We start from the raw sequence: 13,994 nt of genomic DNA on the forward strand, positions 1-13,994 counted from the left end.
ACGAGCCTACTCTGCGCTGATCGTGTCAACAATGGACAGCTCGCGCATCCTCTTTATCGGGCCGTGAACAGCAACCACGACGGAGAGCACGACGATTAGGAGGATGATGCCGAGCTCCGCATACGGTATCGTCCACGCATCTCCCCAGTGGGAGCTGATGAGCAGGTCAAAAAGGAGCCTGTGGCAGGCGAGTCCCAGCAGTGTTCCGATGATGCATCCGGAGATTGCGTAGGTTGCCGCCTCCGCGACAATCATTCTGGAGAGCTGGTGGGCGCTCAGCCCGATCGCGCGGAAGACTCCGTACTGCTTCGTTCTGGCTGTTACGCTCAGGGCGATGCTGTTTATCACGTTGAAGACGGTGATCAGGGCAATTAGTGCGAGGAATCCGTAGAGGAACAGCCATACGCTGTAGTACACGCCTTGCACGCTACTGTTATCCATCCTCTTGTCTACGAAGCTGTGCCCTGTTCCGTATGTGCGATGGATGGCGTTCACGTCATCGTCCGTTGCATCTGCCACAAGCTGCATGTCGATGACCGTGTAGTCGCCTTCCCCCATAATCTTCTGGAAAGTATCCTCCGAACAGATAATGATTGTTGAGCCGTTGGGGCTATTGAATGGACTCGCGGAAAGGGTTCCGGCGATTTCTATCTCGGCATGCTCGTCGCCGACTTCCAGCACGACGGAGTCTCCATCTTGGACGGTACCTCGCGAATCGAATACTGCAAGCCCGGTGCCCAGCTCATTCCTCACGGCATCCAGCGTGCCTGATTGCAGGTAGTCAGCTGCCCACTGGAATTGTGAATGTTCGTAGGAGATGAGGTCGACGGTCAACGCTTCCCCGTTCAGCGTGGCGGGGACATCGTAGGCGAACATTCGGCCGTAGACGGTTTCGACGGCAGGGTTGTTCTCCAGCTCGTCCACGTAGTTCCTGTCGACGGATCGGGTGCTGTCCGCACTGACGATGGATATGTCCGGGGCCCATGGATACAGTGGCGTCAGAGTGTGGTTCATGAAGTCGATTGTCACGGAGAAGGAGAGGAACAAGACGATGCAGAGGCCGAACGACGCGATCATCAAGGCGTAGTTCTTGCGACTCGATTTCGCGTGGTGAATCCCCAGCGAGGTTTCGACCTTCAGCCATTTCGTATTAGCTGCCTTGCGGACCGGTTGCAGGTCGCTGGCACTTCCGGAGACCGCAGATAGAGGGGAGACTTTGGAAGCCCTCTTCGCAGGTGACCTTGCCGCCAGTAGGACCGTCAGCAGTCCGACGACTGTTCCCGCTAAGATGCTCGGGACGCTGATGGCGAGCGTTGGCATGGAGCCGAAGTGCTTCGGGCTGAGAGCCCGTAGGACGAGGCATAAAGCCCACGTCAGGGCAACACCGGCTGCGACTCCCGCAGGGATCGCAAATCGACACCATCCGAGGGCTTCTTTCCTCACCAGACGCATCACCTGTTTGGGGGTCGCGCCGATGCAGCGCATTAGGCCAAAGAACTCCGTCCGCTGGGAAACGTTGCTGTTGAGGCTGCTCGCAATCATCATGATGCCCGAGAAAAGGACTAGGACGAATAGGACGCCCGCACCGGTGTAGACCTGGGTCATGAAGGAGTTGGCGCTCTGCCCGAGAAGGCCTAGCAGCTTCGTGTTCTCGAAGACCTGCTCGTCGCTCAGGCCGAGCTGCCGCTTCATGTCCGCGATTTTGCTCTGGATTTCTCCCGTGTCGGAGAATTGGACGTAGTATACCGTGGTGCCGTTTAAGGGGTCGGTGCCTTCTCCGGTGCTCGGTGAGAGGGAGCGGAAGCCCCCGGCCGTGACAAACACTCCGTAGGAGTCGTCGCTCATAAGGTTGGATGAGTTCTTTGCGAATCCGGACACGGTGAAGCGGTGTTCGGTCCCGTCAGGAGTCTCTATGGCGACCTCGTCACCAATTGACAGGTCGAGCATGTCCCTTGCATTCTCCGTTAGCATGGCTTCGCTATCGCTCCGCGGGAAGCCTCCTTCCGCGACCATGCCTGAGAAAATATCCGTGAACAGGGCCTCATCGGTTCCGCAGATCAGCGTTTCGGTTCCTCCCAGTGTGTATTCCTGCTCACCGTCGTAGTTCAGGACGTCATAGGGCGCGAGCGCGTTGACGTCGGGTCGTGTGGCGATGACGGATGCGTCCTCACCGGAGATGCCCTGAATTCCCACGTGCCAGTTTCCCGCTTCCGCTTGGGTCTTCGCGATCTGGCTGCGGACGAACATGTCTGCCATGCCGAAGATTGCCGTGACCAGGAACACCGACAGCACGATGCAAAAAATGGACATCCTGCTTTGCTTCCGGTGAACCTTCGCGGAGATGGGGACGAGATCAAGATAGCGTTTCATCCGGCATCCCTCCCAAGTCCGTGAGGACGCCGTCGGACACCTGGAGCACCCGGTCGACAGATGAGGTTAGGCTCTTGTTGTGCGTGATCATCAGGATCGCCTGCTGGAAACGGCGAGACGCCTGCGTGAGCAGGGCGATGACGTCCTGGCTGTTCCGGCTGTCCAGATTGCCCGTCGGCTCATCCGCCAGGATCAGCTTCGGCTTCGTGATCAGTGCCCGCCCGATGGCGACGCGCTGCTGCTGGCCGCCGGATAGTTGGCTTGGCAGATGGTGGCGCCGCTCCGAGAGGCCCAGCAGGTCCAGCATCTCTTCCACCGCTGCCGGGTCAGGCTGACGGTAGTCCAGCAGCAGGGGGAAGATGATGTTCTGCTCCACATCCAGCTCCGAGACGAGCTGGAAGGACTGGAAGATGAAGCCGATGTTGCGCCGGCGGAAAATCGTGCGCTCCTCCTCCCCCATCGAGAACAGGTCCTGGCCGTCCACCAATATGCTGCCGGAAGTTGGGGAGTCGAGCGCACCGATGCAGTTCAGCAAGGTGCTTTTCCCGGAGCCCGACTCTCCTACGACTGCGGCGAACTCGCCTTTGCCCAGCGAGAAGGAGACGTGCTTCAGGGCGTTCACCCTCGCCTCGCCTTCTCCGTAGGACTTCGACACGTCTTGCACTTTCAAGATTTCCATAGTGATTCAACCTCCTTTCCATAGAGGAAAGCAAAGGGCGCTTACATTCGGATTAATTTGACCTTACGAATCTGTAGGGAAGCAGCACGTGAACGTTGTCCCGCTCCCAACCTCGCTGCGGACGGAGATCGTCCCGCCCTGGCCCTCGACGATTGACTTGGCGAGGGGGAGCCCCAGACCGACTCCCTGCGTGTCGAGGGAATGCTTGCTGCGATAGAAGCGCTTGAAGATGTGGTGGATGTCTTCCGGGGCTATGCCGTCGCCGTTATCGGAGATGGAGATGCGGAGCATCACGGGAGTGCTCTCCCACGCGATTAGGATGATTCCTCCAGCGCGCGTGTGGTCGAGGGCATTCTTCACGATGTTTTCGATTGCCTCTCCCGTCCAACCCGGATCGCAGAGGAGCTGCTGCTCGCCATTGCCCTCTATCCGGATTTCTTTGTTCTCGTCCTGGGCCCTTGTCGTAAGCTCGCCGATTGAGCGGAAGACTAGGTCGGAGACGCGACAGGGGGTTTTCTCGAATTGGATGCTCCCAGAGTCCAGACGGGTGATCTTCAGCATGGATGAGATGAGCTGCTCCATACGCCTCACAGAGACTCCAATTTTCTTGGAGAACTGCCTTACCGTTTCAGTGTTATCAGGTTCGTCTTCAATTATCTCTTGGTACATGGCGAGGGCTGCTAAGGGCGTCTTCAGCTGATGGGAGATATTCGATATGGTGTCTCTCAGGAACTCCTTCGCCGTGCATTCTGCCTCGTTCTTAGATCGGAGCATAGTCGCGAGCTGCTCCACCGACGACAGCATCTGGAAGAAGCTTCCCTCACCGCCCTGGGGTAGGTGGCGAGAGTAGTTTCCGTTGATGTAGTCCGCCAGTATCTCGTCCACCTGCTGATGCAGCCTCATCCGCTTCCGGCTGAAAATGAGGAGCCCCGAAGAGAGCAGGAGGAGCAGGAGAAGCGCAACGGACAGCGCGCCGGCGTAGGCGGATTGCTGGAGCTGGCTGAAGGTGGGTCGGAGGTGCGTTTCCGCCTGCTTTCCCAAGCCGACGGCGGCCAGCAGGGACCAACCTTCCTCGCTGGGCTCCGCGTTCGCTAGCGACACCGCTATCACATCCTTCGGGACACCTTGGTCTAGGAGGGAGGATGCGACGGCCGCATCGTGCTCGACCCACAGTTCCTCTGCAGCGCTCACTTGACGTCCCGCTAACATGACTTGTGCGAGCACAAACGCAAGGAAAGACAGGCACAGGAACATGGCGAGTCCTTTCACCTGCCTGTCAAGGAGCATGCTCATGCGCTCACCTCGTTCCACCGGTAGCCGAACCCGCGAACGGTTACGAGGTGCTCGGGGCGTGAGGGGTCTGCCTCCACCTTCTCTCGGAGCCTCCGCACGTAGACGGATAGGGTGTTGGGATCCACGTAGTTTCCCGTGCCGTTCCACAGCTCGTTTATGATGACATCCCTTGTCACCACGTGGTTGGCGCCTCTCACCAGCAGGCAGAGCAGTCTGTACTCAGCGCTGGTGAGGTCAAGGGTCTTGCCTCGGAGAGTTGCCCGACTTTCGATCAGGTCGATTTCGACGTCGCCGCATTCGAGATAGGAACTTCTCTCGCTCTTCGAGATTCCCGCGCGACGCAGCAGAGCGCGGATGCGGGAGCACAGCTCTCCGAGCTTGAAGGGCTTGGTGATGTAGTCGTCCCCTCCGCTGTCCAGCCCGCGGATTACATTGACCTCCTCATCCGATGCGGTCAGGAAAATGATTGGGATTCGCTGGTTCTCCTTCCTCACCCTCTCGCACACCTCGAATCCCGTCCCATCCGGCAGGCTGACGTCGAGAATCAGCAGAACGTAGTTTCCGAGATCAGAAAGGCGCTGCTTTGCTTCGCGCACCGTGCGGGAAACATCGACATCGAATCCGTTCTTTTTCAAGGAGTACGCTAGGCCGTCTATGAGGCTTGCGTCATCCTCCAATAGCAAAATCCTGTCCATTTCTGGTTCCCCTTCCTGCTCTTCGAGACGTCCGGCATATCGCTTACGCCAACGAAGGTCAAACGACTTTTTAATGGCTATGTCGCAACATGCAGCTGTTATTTCGCTTTACCAGGAAGTCGGCCTTATCCAGTCGTTGGCAGAAGTGCTAGAGAACCAACTCCATGTTTTGACAGAGCCTCTTAAAAAAGGCGATAAACATAAGTTTACCCACCGAGAGAGCCGCCGCACATGCGGAGTATTCGAACGGGGCTGGACGGACCGGCACGGGCTGAGCGCCCATGCCATCAATAAGATCGCCTACCGCCCGCGGGGCGACGCTCCCCCTCGAGGAGGGGAGGCTACGGCGCTCGTGGGGCCCTCCGGATCGGGCAAGTCCACCGTCTGCCGGCTCGCGGCGTGCTTCTGGGACCCGGGCTCGGGGCGCGTGCTGCTCGGCGGCGCCGACGAGCGGGGGCTCGACCCGGACGAGGTGCTCGCCCGCATGGCGATCGTGTTCCAGGACGTGTCCCTCTTCCAGGGCACCGTCGCGGACAACATCCGCATGGTCCGGGCCGACGCCACCGACGAGGAGGTGCGCGAGGCCGCCCGGCGCGCGGCGGCGCTCGACTTCATCGAGGCGCTGCCCTGGGGCTTCGACACCCCCCGTGGGGAGGGCGGGTCGACCCTCTCCGGCGGCGAGCGGCAGCGCGTCTCCATCGCGCGAGCGCTGCTCAAGGACGCACCCGTGGTCCTGCTCGACGCCCTCAACGAGGTGACGGTGCAGTCCGCCATCACCGAGCTCGTCCGGGGGCGCACCGTGGCGGTCATCGCGCACCGGCTCCGCTCCATCCGGGATGCCGACCGCATCTTCGTCATAGACGGGGCGGGTCGTCGACCAGGGGACCCACGGCGAGCTCATGGGCCGCTGCGACCTCTACCGGCGCCTGTGGGAGGAGCAGGAGCGGGCCGAGGGCTGGCAGATAGCGAAGCGCCCTCGATTGCGGCATGGGCCGGGACGCTCGCGCTCAATGCGGGAGGGGCCGCCCAACCGATCAATCCCCACGGACGGCCCCTCCCGCCAGCCAATCATACCGCGGCGGCGTGTCCACTACATCCAGCGAAACACGGCGCGGAACAGCCAGCGCGCCGCCTTAAGCAAGATCCTCATAGTCTTCCTCTCCGAGTGCCTCGGCGGCGAGCGCCGCGGCGTCCCTCATTTCGGGCGTCACCCCCATGGCGGCGCACCGCTCCTCCAGGGGCGCGGACGGGTTCGCCCGCTCGAGGAGCGCGTCGACCTTGAGGATCCTGCCGATGGCGCTCCCGCCCCCGCGCTCGAGCCACTTGCGGTCCGCCGCCTCGAGGAGCCTGTCGTCGACGAAGCCGTTGCCGAGCCTCCACCATGCCGTCCTCCCGTCGCGGATCACCGCCTCCGCGGAGGAGAGCTCCTCGGCGCTCGCGGCGAGGAGGCGCCACCAGCGCCGTCTTACCGCCACTGGCGCGGTCCCGTCCCCCGCGGCGCCCATCTCGTAGCGGTCCGCCTCGATCCACAGCCCATCGGGCTCGAGCGACAGCCTGGTCTCGGTTGCGATGCACGCATCCGCATGTCCCGGTGGCTGCACCTCGAACACGCTGTGGGGCCTGTCGCGGTAGACGATCTCGACGATCAACGCTGCCTCCTCCCTTCGTCTCGATTCCGCTCGGGGTCCCTGCTCCGTGTCGTCTGCCGGCGCGGGGCGCCCGCCTCGCTCCCGCCGCGGGCGGGGCTCCTCCGCGGCCGCTCTGACCTCTGGGGGAGGAGGCCCTTCTCGGCGGCGAACTCGCGGGCGCGCCTGAGCGCCTCCGCCTCTCCGTAGCGTCCCGCCCTCTCCGCGGCGGCGGCCATGCCGTCGAGCGCCGCCAGGCTGCGCGCCCTGCGCCTCCATATGGTGGAGGCGGCGTCGGCGAGCCGGTCGAGCTCCGCGCAACCGCCCACGGCGACCGCCTCCCTCGCCGCGCGAATCGCCGCGCCGCGGTCGATGGGAGGGGCTCCGCCGATGACGGCGGCGCAGACGGACGCCCTTCCGTAGTCGAGGCCGAGGCGCTCCCCGCGGATGCGCCGCGAGGGGCTGTCGGCGAGGGAGTACACCCAGTCCTTCCTGGGCCCCCTCCTTGCGGCGTCGGCGAGCTCGACCCCCATGGCCGCGAGGAGCGAGCGGTACTCCGCGGGGGACGCGGCGAGGGCCCTCGCCGCGTCGGCCCTCGTCCGGATGTCGGCGACCCACGACCTCTCTCCCCGCGCCTCCGCCGCGCGCTCGCCGCGGCTCCGTCTGGCCCCGCGCCGTGGGCCGGGTGAGAGGCTCGTTCGAGAGGTGGGGGAGGCCGCGCTCCGCCTCGAGCCGCTGGAAGGAGCGGTTGAGCTCGAGGGGGTCGGGGACCTGGAGCCGCCTCCCCGTCTCGAGTGAGGTGTTGTTGACCACGACGTGCGCGTGGGGGATGCGCCCCTCGTTGTCGTCGTGGTAGACGATGGCGACCTGGTGGTCGGGGAAGTGCTCCGACGCCCACTCGACGGCGAGCTCCCTCAGGGTGGAGAGGTCGACGCGGGAGCCGGGGTCGGGGGAGAGGACGTAGTGCTTCCACGTCCTCGCGGCCCGCCCGCGCCACGCCCTCCCGTTTCCGGCGGCCTCCCTCACCGAGTCCATCTCCGCGGCCCAGTCGCAGGCGCCGTAGCGCGGGAGGTCGCCCTCCCAGCCCTCTATGGGTGCGCCGATGTTCAGGAAGTCGCGGGCGAGCGACCTGCCGTCCCTCTCGAGGTAGCGCATGACCCCGCGGGCTCCGGTGTGCCCGCTTATCGCTTTGACGATTCCTATCTGTCGCCCCCCTATAGGAAGAGGGCGGGGCGACCGGTGAGCGTCGCCATGTCGGATCGCATGCCCCGGGCGGCGGCCTCGGTCTCCTCGAGGAGCGCGGCCGCCCGCTCGACCGTCTCCAGCATGTCCGTGAAGTCGCGGTCCCCGTGGCGGATTCGGAGCGCGACGGTGTTGAGCGCGTGGATGCCCTGGTTGTAGTGGACACCCCTCATCTCCTTGGCCATGCGCAGGGTGCATCCAGTGTCGAGCAGGATGGGACGGGTCGCCGGCGACGAGCCGGTCATCAAAAACTCTCATTATTTGTCCCTTGGACGCGAGGACTGCGCTACCTTGTTGCCCCATGCTTTCTTTTCGGAAGGACGGTGACCCGATGGGCTGGATAGAGGGCCTCAACGACGCGATGGACTACATAGAGGCGAACCTCGAGGGCGAACTCGACCTCGCCCACGCGGCGAGGCTCGCCGCCTGCACCGAGGGACAGTTCCGGAGGATGTTCTCCTATATCGCCGACATCGGTCTCGGGGAGTACGTGCGCCGGCGGCGCATCTCCCGTGCTGCGCTCGACCTGTCCCGCGGCGAGCGGGTCGTCGATGTCGCGGTCCGGTACGGCTATGGCTCCCCGACCGCATTTAACCGAGCGTTCAGGGACGCCCTCGGGATTTCGCCCAGCGAGGCGAAGCGCCCGGGCGCCCCGCTCTCGGTCTTCCCGAGGCTCTCGTTCTCCCTCACCGTCACGGGCACCGAGCCCCTGCCGTGGAGGATCGTCCCATGGGACGGCATGCGCCTCGTCGGGGTGTCGCTTCCATGCGGGCCGTCCGAGGCGGGCCTCCTCGCCCAGATGGTGGAGGAGGGGAGGGAGGAGCTCGAGAGGTTCTGGGGAGGCGCCTCGCGCTCCGGGAGCATCGATGCCTTGCTCGCCCTCGCCGACGGCTCGGGACCCGCAGGGGTTCTCGGGGTCAACGTGTCCGAGGGCGGGGAGTTGAGCTATCGGATAGCGGTGGCGTCCTCGGGGGAGGCCCCCGGCTGGGCGGACGAGATTCACGTCCCCGCCGGCACGTGGGCCGTGTTCGACTGTACCGGGCCATGCGATGTCGCGACCGCTGAGCACTACCGCAGAATCTTCTCCGAGTGGCTCCCGTCCTCGGGCTACGAGCTCGCCGGGGACGTCAGCCTCGAAGTGTACCCGCGCGGCGACTTCTCGTCGAGAGGGTATCGCAGCGAGATCTGGATGCCCGTGGCGAGGAGGCCCAGGGGGTGACCCGTCCTTCCTTTTGTTTGACGCGGGGGATGCCCCGCGGTGCCCGCGCGGGCGGGCACTGAGTAGAGAGGAAGAAATATGCAGGAAAGACCGATGGCCGCCTCCGTGCTGGGGGCGGCCGGTAAGTCGACCGTGGTGGGCCTTATGCTCGCCTTGTTCGTCGCAGCGCTCGACTCGACCGTGGTGGCCACTGCCATGCCGACGGTCGCCGCGGCGCTCGGAGGGGAGGCCCACTATGCCTGGCCGATGACCGCCTACCTCGTGGCGAGTACCGTGTCCACCCTCCTGTGCGGAGGGCTGGCGTTCTCGTTCGGTCTCAGGAGGGTGTACGTGGCGGGGCTCGCGCTCTTCGCCGCATCGTCCGTCCTGTGCGCCCTCGCGCCGACGATAGAGGCGCTGGCGGCGTTTCGCCTGCTCCAGGGCATCGGCGGCGGCGTCCTCGAGGCGGGCGTGTTCATCGCTGCGGCGATGATGCTCGAGCCGAGGGACAGGGGGCCGTACCTCGGGGCGGCTTCGGCCATGTACGGGATCGCGAGCGTCGTGGGGCCCGTCATCGGCGGGGCCGTCGCCCAGGGGCTATCCTGGCACGTCATCTTCGTCGTCAACCTCCCCATCTCGATCGTCTCCCTGTTCCTGTCGGGGCGCTGCCTGCCCGACAGGGCTCCTGGGGCCCCGGCGACTGGCTTCGACATTTCGGGGAGCGTCGTCGCCTCGCTTTGCGTCCTGAGCGTCGTCCTCGCCTTCAGCCTGGCGGGCAGCGTCTTCCCCATGGTCTCGCCGCAGTTCGCGGCTCTCGTCGTGCTGTTCCTCGTCTTCGCGGTCGCGCTCGCCCGCGTGGAGAGGGGCAAGGCCGCTCCGACCGTGCCCACGGGCCTGTTCCGACGCGGGCAGGTCGTGGCGGGGTTCGCCTCCGGCTTCTGCGTTCAGTTCGCTCTCATGGCGGGCGTTTCCTACCTGCCCAGGCTCCTCCAGGAGGGGCTAGGCATGGCCGCCGCCTCGTCTGGTGCGGCGCTCATCCCCATGACGCTTGCCCTCATGGCCGGCAGCAATGCATCCGGCGCGGCGTTTCGCGCGACCGGGCGGCTCCGCGCCATCGCGACGGCGTCATCCGTCGTCGTCCTTGCCGCGTCGGCGGCGTTCTCTGCGATGTCCCCGATGCTAGCGGTCGCCTCCAGCACCGTCGTCGCGGCGGCGCTGGGTCTCGGCGTCGGCATCGGCATGCCTGTGTCCAATCTTGCCGCCCAGACGGGCGCCGATCCGGCGGACGCCGGGCGCGCCACCTCCATGGCTATGTTCTTCAGAGGCTTCGGCGGCACCGTCTCGGTTGCGGCGTGCGGCATACTTGCCCCCGCCGCGACCGCCGCGGGCACGGCGGCGGTGTTCGGCGCGGTGTGCGTGGCGGCTGTCGCCGGCCTGGCCGTGTCGCGGTTCATCCCGAGGGAAATCGCCTCGTAGGCGTGGCCACTTCTCGGCTCTTTCGCATCGACCTTACACTCCTCTCCCTGTCCGGCTATACCTCGTTAGCTGCCGACCGCCCGAAGCGGGAGCGGAGGGCGCGCGGGATCCCGCGCTCCGCGAAGGGGGCGAAGGCTCAGCCGACCGGATGTTTCGGGGGAGCTTCGCCGGCGTCGCTCTGAGCGGGGGCGGCCGATCCCGAAAGAAGCCGGAAAAGCATCGCGGCCCTTACGGGAAAAGCGGGTCCCGTGACAGGCTGTGCGCACGAGGAATAACCGGCATCCGCCGGCCTCGGCTCATCGATATTAGGTTGTCTCTGGGGTTCGCTCTATCGGCTCTGCGCCCGGCCGAGAGGGCGAAGTCGGGCCCTACTCTGACCACTCGGACTTACTCGAACCTACTCTGTCCGAGCGGGGCCCAAATGGTAAGGGGCTATTAGGGGGCTGAAGAGCTATAGGGAGCTCGAAGAGATGACATCGGCTCCCGAGCACATGACTTCCCCCAGCATCCTGATTCCTCGGTCAAGCTCGATCTGCTTTTCGAAGTAGTCGGCGTGCTCAAGGAAGCGCTCGCGCAGGGTGCGCAGGCCTGCCGCCTTTTCCGACCTCGCGTCCGCATCGCTGACAATTCTATCGAAGCAGAGCACGAGCGCAGTGAAGTCGTGGATGACGGGGAAGCACTTCGCAAACGCCTTGACCTTGAAGAAGAAGTTCTTGTCGCGGAGGAACGCGACTGCATCCTTGGGGCTCATTATGTCGAAGCGGACGCCCCGCTCTGCGAGGTGGGCGACCTGTTGTTCTGCCGGGATGAGCGGGCGCTCCTTCATGATCGTTCCTCCAAAACGAAAAATGCGGCTGTAGGTACAGGTACCCGCAGCCGCTAAAAGCCCGAAGGCTTTTCACACTGCGGACAGTATACCCCACTTTGCCAAAGGGGCAAAGAGCGCGGGGAACGCCCGCGCTCTTTGCGACACTTGCCGCGAAGAGGGGATATCCGCTTTGGAGGTTTACTTTCCTTGCACCATGGTGAGGGAGATCTTCTTGCGGTCGCGATCGACCTTCTCGACCCACACCTTGACCGTGTCGCCGACGCGCACCACGTCGCTCGGGTGCTTGACGAAGCGGTTGGCCAGCTTGGAGATATGCACGAGGCCGTCCTGGTGCACGCCCACGTCGACGAAGGCGCCAAAGTCGACGACGTTGCGCACCGTGCCCTTGAGCTCCATGCCGGGCTCCAGATCGTCGATGGAAAGCGCCGAGCGGCTAAAGACCACCTCGGGCGCGTCGTCGCGCGGGTCGCGGCCGGGCTTCTTGAGCTCGTTGACAATGTCGATGAGCGTGAGGGTGCCGCAGTCCAGGTCGCTTGCCAGCGTCGATATGCTTCCCAGGCGGCGCTCGATATCGGGCACGCCGCCACGGCTGAGTTCATTGGCCGCCACGCCGGCGCGTTCCAAGACGGATGTGGCCACCTCGTAGCTCTCGGGGTGGACGCTTGTCGCGTCGAGCGGGTTTTTGCCGCAGCTGATGCGCAGAAAGCCCGCGGCGTTGAGATATGCCTTGGGTCCCAGCTTGGGGACCTTCTTGAGCTGGCGGCGATCGGTAAAGGCGCCGTTTTCCTCGCGGTACGCCACGATGTTCTTGGCCACGTTCGGCGTGATGCCCGATACGTATCCCAGCAGGCTCGCACTCGCGGTGTTCACGTCGACGCCCACGCGGTTGACGACATCCTCCACCACGTGGCCCAGGGTGCGCGAGAGCTCGGCCTGGTCAAGGTCGTGCTGGTACTGGCCCACGCCGATGGACTGGGGCGGAATCTTGACGAGCTCTGCCAGCGGGTCTTGCAGGCGGCGGCCCAGGCTCATGGCGCCACGCACGGTGACGTCCAAATCGGGATATTCCTGGCTGGCGAGCTCGGAAGCGGAGTACACCGACGCGCCGGCCTCGTTGACGATGGTGTATCGCAGCCCGGGCGCCTGCTCGGCGATGAACTCCGAGACGACTTCCTCGGTCTCGCGGCTGGCGGTGCCGTTGCCGATGACGATGGTGTTGACGCCATCCTTCTTGACGAGGCGGGCGAGTTCGCGCTTGGTGCCGGCGACGTCGTGGCGCGGCTTGGTGGGATAGACCACGCCGTGGTCGAGCAGCTTGCCGGTCTCGTCCATGACGGCGACCTTGCAGCCGGTACGGTAGCCCGGGTCGAGCGCGAGCACGCGGGCGCCGCGCACGGGGCGTGCCGAGAGCAGGCCCTCGAGATTCTTGGCAAAGACATTAATGGCCTCGGTCTGGGCGCGAACGGTGAGCTTGGCGCGGGCCTCGCGCTCCAGCGAGGGGGCCATGAGGCGCTTGTAGCCGTCAGCGATGGCGGCGTCAAAGACGGGCGCGAAGACGCCCTGGCGTCGGGGCCAACGGCTGCCGAGGCGCGCCGTGGCGGCAGCGCCGTCGACGTTCACGCGCACGCGGAGTTTGCCCTCGCGCTCACCGCGGTCGATAGCCAGCACGCGGTGGTTGGGAATACGGCGCAGCGGCTCATCATAGCTGTAGTACGGCTCGTAGGGGGTCTTCTCGGCGGGGTCGGTGGCCTCGACGATGATGTCGGCGGTGTTTTGCGTAAAGGCGCGCAGGTCGGCGACGTTCTCGGGGTCTTCGGCCACCGTCTCGGCCACGATGTCCGCCGCGCCGGCGAGCGCCTTCTCGGGCGTGTCGAAGCCGGCTTCCTCGTTGACGTAGGCCGCGGCGGTGTCGAGCGCGCTGCCCTTGGCCGAGGCCTGCATGATGATCATGTTGGCAAGCGGCTCCAGGCCTGCCTCGCGGGCCTTCTGTGCGCGGGTCATGCGCTTTTTGCGGTAGGGCTTGTAGAGGTCCTCGACACGCTGGAGCTGCGCGGCCTCGCGAATTTGCTGTTCGAGCTCGGGCGTAAGTTTGCCCTGGGCGTCGATGAGCAGAATGACGTCCTCTTTGCGCTGTTCAAGATTGCGCAGGTAGGACAGGCGCTCGTCGAGTGCGCGCAGGGCGACGTCGTCCATTCCGCCTGTGGCCTCCTTGCGGTAGCGCGAGATAAAGGGGATGGTGTTGCCCTCGTCGATGAGCTTGACGGCTGCCTCGACGTTGGCGGCCTTAAGGTTGAGCTCGCGGGCGAGCTGGGCGATAAGATCCATGGGACTCCTTGCGTTTAAGGTGCGTTTGCAGCACAGGGCTACCAAGGATACCACCCGTCCCAAAAGACTGTTTTGGGGCCGCGCCACGAAAACGACCTATCTACTACGTTTGAACCATATGGGTCGACCATCCCTCGGTTTTCCGAAAATACGCAACCCGCCTACCTGCACTGATAATTGTTCTCGGGGGAAGCGGGCACTGCGGGGCGCGGCAACGGCGCGCGATTTCCGCGTCGCAGCGCTACCCTGATGCTGAATGCCG

General features: G+C 64.6%; 11 protein-coding genes and 2 pseudogenes. 3 read left to right on the plus strand and 10 right to left on the minus strand.

Annotation, left to right across the window (positions count from 1 at the left end):
- Positions 1-6 precede the first annotated feature (6 nt).
- The 4 genes from I1969_RS08040 to I1969_RS08055 all read right to left on the minus strand — a co-directional run bounded on the left by I1969_RS08040 (position 7) and on the right by I1969_RS08055 (position 5,037).
- Entirely contained in the window at positions 7-2,370 is a 2,364-nt protein-coding gene (locus tag I1969_RS08040; RefSeq protein ID WP_195234416.1) for an ABC transporter permease, read from the minus strand.
- A complete protein-coding gene (locus I1969_RS08045) occupies positions 2,354-3,049 on the minus strand; it encodes an ABC transporter ATP-binding protein (protein ID WP_195234418.1) in 696 nt (231 codons plus the stop codon). Before I1969_RS08045 ends, I1969_RS08040 begins: the two co-directional genes overlap by 17 nt.
- A 63-nt stretch (positions 3,050-3,112) precedes the next feature.
- Positions 3,113-4,342 (minus strand): sensor histidine kinase, encoded by a 1,230-nt coding sequence (locus tag I1969_RS08050; RefSeq protein ID WP_195234420.1) that lies wholly within the window; start codon positions 4,340-4,342, stop codon positions 3,113-3,115.
- Positions 4,339-5,037, minus strand: a complete 699-nt coding sequence (locus I1969_RS08055; RefSeq protein ID WP_195234421.1) for a response regulator transcription factor — start codon at positions 5,035-5,037, stop codon at positions 4,339-4,341. The genes I1969_RS08050 and I1969_RS08055 overlap by 4 nt, the downstream gene beginning before the upstream one ends.
- A 79-nt stretch (positions 5,038-5,116) precedes the next feature.
- On the opposite strand from I1969_RS08055, the pseudogene I1969_RS11100 reads away from it, so the two are divergent.
- Positions 5,117-5,719 (plus strand): annotated as a pseudogene (locus I1969_RS11100) (ATP-binding cassette domain-containing protein); the annotation flags it as partial.
- Between the two features lie 451 nt (positions 5,720-6,170).
- Here the strand turns inward: I1969_RS11100 and I1969_RS08065 are convergent.
- From I1969_RS08065 to I1969_RS11105, 4 genes and pseudogenes are all read right to left on the minus strand, one after another.
- A complete protein-coding gene (locus tag I1969_RS08065) occupies positions 6,171-6,686 on the minus strand; it encodes a hypothetical protein (protein WP_195234455.1) in 516 nt (171 codons plus the stop codon).
- Entirely contained in the window at positions 6,683-7,195 is a 513-nt protein-coding gene (locus I1969_RS08070) for a hypothetical protein (RefSeq protein WP_195234457.1), read from the minus strand. Before I1969_RS08070 ends, I1969_RS08065 begins: the two co-directional genes overlap by 4 nt.
- Before the next feature lie 190 nt (positions 7,196-7,385).
- A pseudogene (locus I1969_RS11345) lies at positions 7,386-7,817 on the minus strand (relaxase/mobilization nuclease domain-containing protein); the annotation flags it as partial.
- Positions 7,818-7,876: 59 nt separating this feature from the next.
- Complete coding sequence (locus tag I1969_RS11105) at positions 7,877-8,089, minus strand: hypothetical protein (protein ID WP_229028341.1); 213 nt, start codon at positions 8,087-8,089, stop codon at positions 7,877-7,879.
- 146 nt (positions 8,090-8,235) lie between these two features.
- Between I1969_RS11105 and I1969_RS08080 the strand changes: the two genes are divergently transcribed.
- Together I1969_RS08080 and I1969_RS08085 are read left to right on the plus strand one after the other, a co-directional pair.
- A complete protein-coding gene (locus I1969_RS08080) occupies positions 8,236-9,123 on the plus strand; it encodes an AraC family transcriptional regulator (protein WP_195234423.1) in 888 nt (295 codons plus the stop codon).
- Between the two features lie 93 nt (positions 9,124-9,216).
- Entirely contained in the window at positions 9,217-10,578 is a 1,362-nt protein-coding gene (locus I1969_RS08085) for an MFS transporter (RefSeq protein ID WP_195234425.1), read from the plus strand.
- A 451-nt stretch (positions 10,579-11,029) separates the two neighbouring features.
- Here I1969_RS08085 and I1969_RS08090 read toward each other — a convergent pair whose 3' ends face one another.
- Both I1969_RS08090 and I1969_RS08095 read right to left on the minus strand, forming a co-directional pair.
- Positions 11,030-11,404, minus strand: a complete 375-nt coding sequence (locus I1969_RS08090; protein ID WP_195234449.1) for a hypothetical protein — start codon at positions 11,402-11,404, stop codon at positions 11,030-11,032.
- A gap of 180 nt (positions 11,405-11,584) precedes the next feature.
- Positions 11,585-13,732: a Tex family protein gene (locus I1969_RS08095; protein WP_195234451.1), complete on the minus strand. Its 2,148-nt coding sequence runs from the start codon at positions 13,730-13,732 to the stop codon at positions 11,585-11,587.
- Between the last annotated feature and the right edge of the window lie 262 nt (positions 13,733-13,994).

It is taken from the genome of Collinsella aerofaciens (assembly GCF_015548375.1).
Taxonomy (GTDB): Bacteria; Actinomycetota; Coriobacteriia; order Coriobacteriales; family Coriobacteriaceae; genus Collinsella; species Collinsella aerofaciens_AB.

Coding starts and splice junctions, on each gene's coding strand:
- I1969_RS08090 (WP_195234449.1), bottom strand. CDS start 11,404: ATGAAGGAGCGCCCGCTCATCCCGGCAGAACAACAGGTCGCCCACCTC.
- I1969_RS08050 (WP_195234420.1), bottom strand. CDS start 4,342: ATGAGCATGCTCCTTGACAGGCAGGTGAAAGGACTCGCCATGTTCCTG.
- I1969_RS08070 (WP_195234457.1), bottom strand. CDS start 7,195: ATGGGGGTCGAGCTCGCCGACGCCGCAAGGAGGGGGCCCAGGAAGGAC.
- I1969_RS08045 (WP_195234418.1), bottom strand. CDS start 3,049: ATGGAAATCTTGAAAGTGCAAGACGTGTCGAAGTCCTACGGAGAAGGC.
- I1969_RS08080 (WP_195234423.1), top strand. CDS start 8,236: ATGGGCTGGATAGAGGGCCTCAACGACGCGATGGACTACATAGAGGCG.
- I1969_RS11105 (WP_229028341.1), bottom strand. CDS start 8,089: ATGGCCAAGGAGATGAGGGGTGTCCACTACAACCAGGGCATCCACGCG.
- I1969_RS08055 (WP_195234421.1), bottom strand. CDS start 5,037: ATGGACAGGATTTTGCTATTGGAGGATGACGCAAGCCTCATAGACGGC.
- I1969_RS08040 (WP_195234416.1), bottom strand. CDS start 2,370: ATGAAACGCTATCTTGATCTCGTCCCCATCTCCGCGAAGGTTCACCGG.
- I1969_RS08085 (WP_195234425.1), top strand. CDS start 9,217: ATGGCCGCCTCCGTGCTGGGGGCGGCCGGTAAGTCGACCGTGGTGGGC.
- I1969_RS08095 (WP_195234451.1), bottom strand. CDS start 13,732: ATGGATCTTATCGCCCAGCTCGCCCGCGAGCTCAACCTTAAGGCCGCC.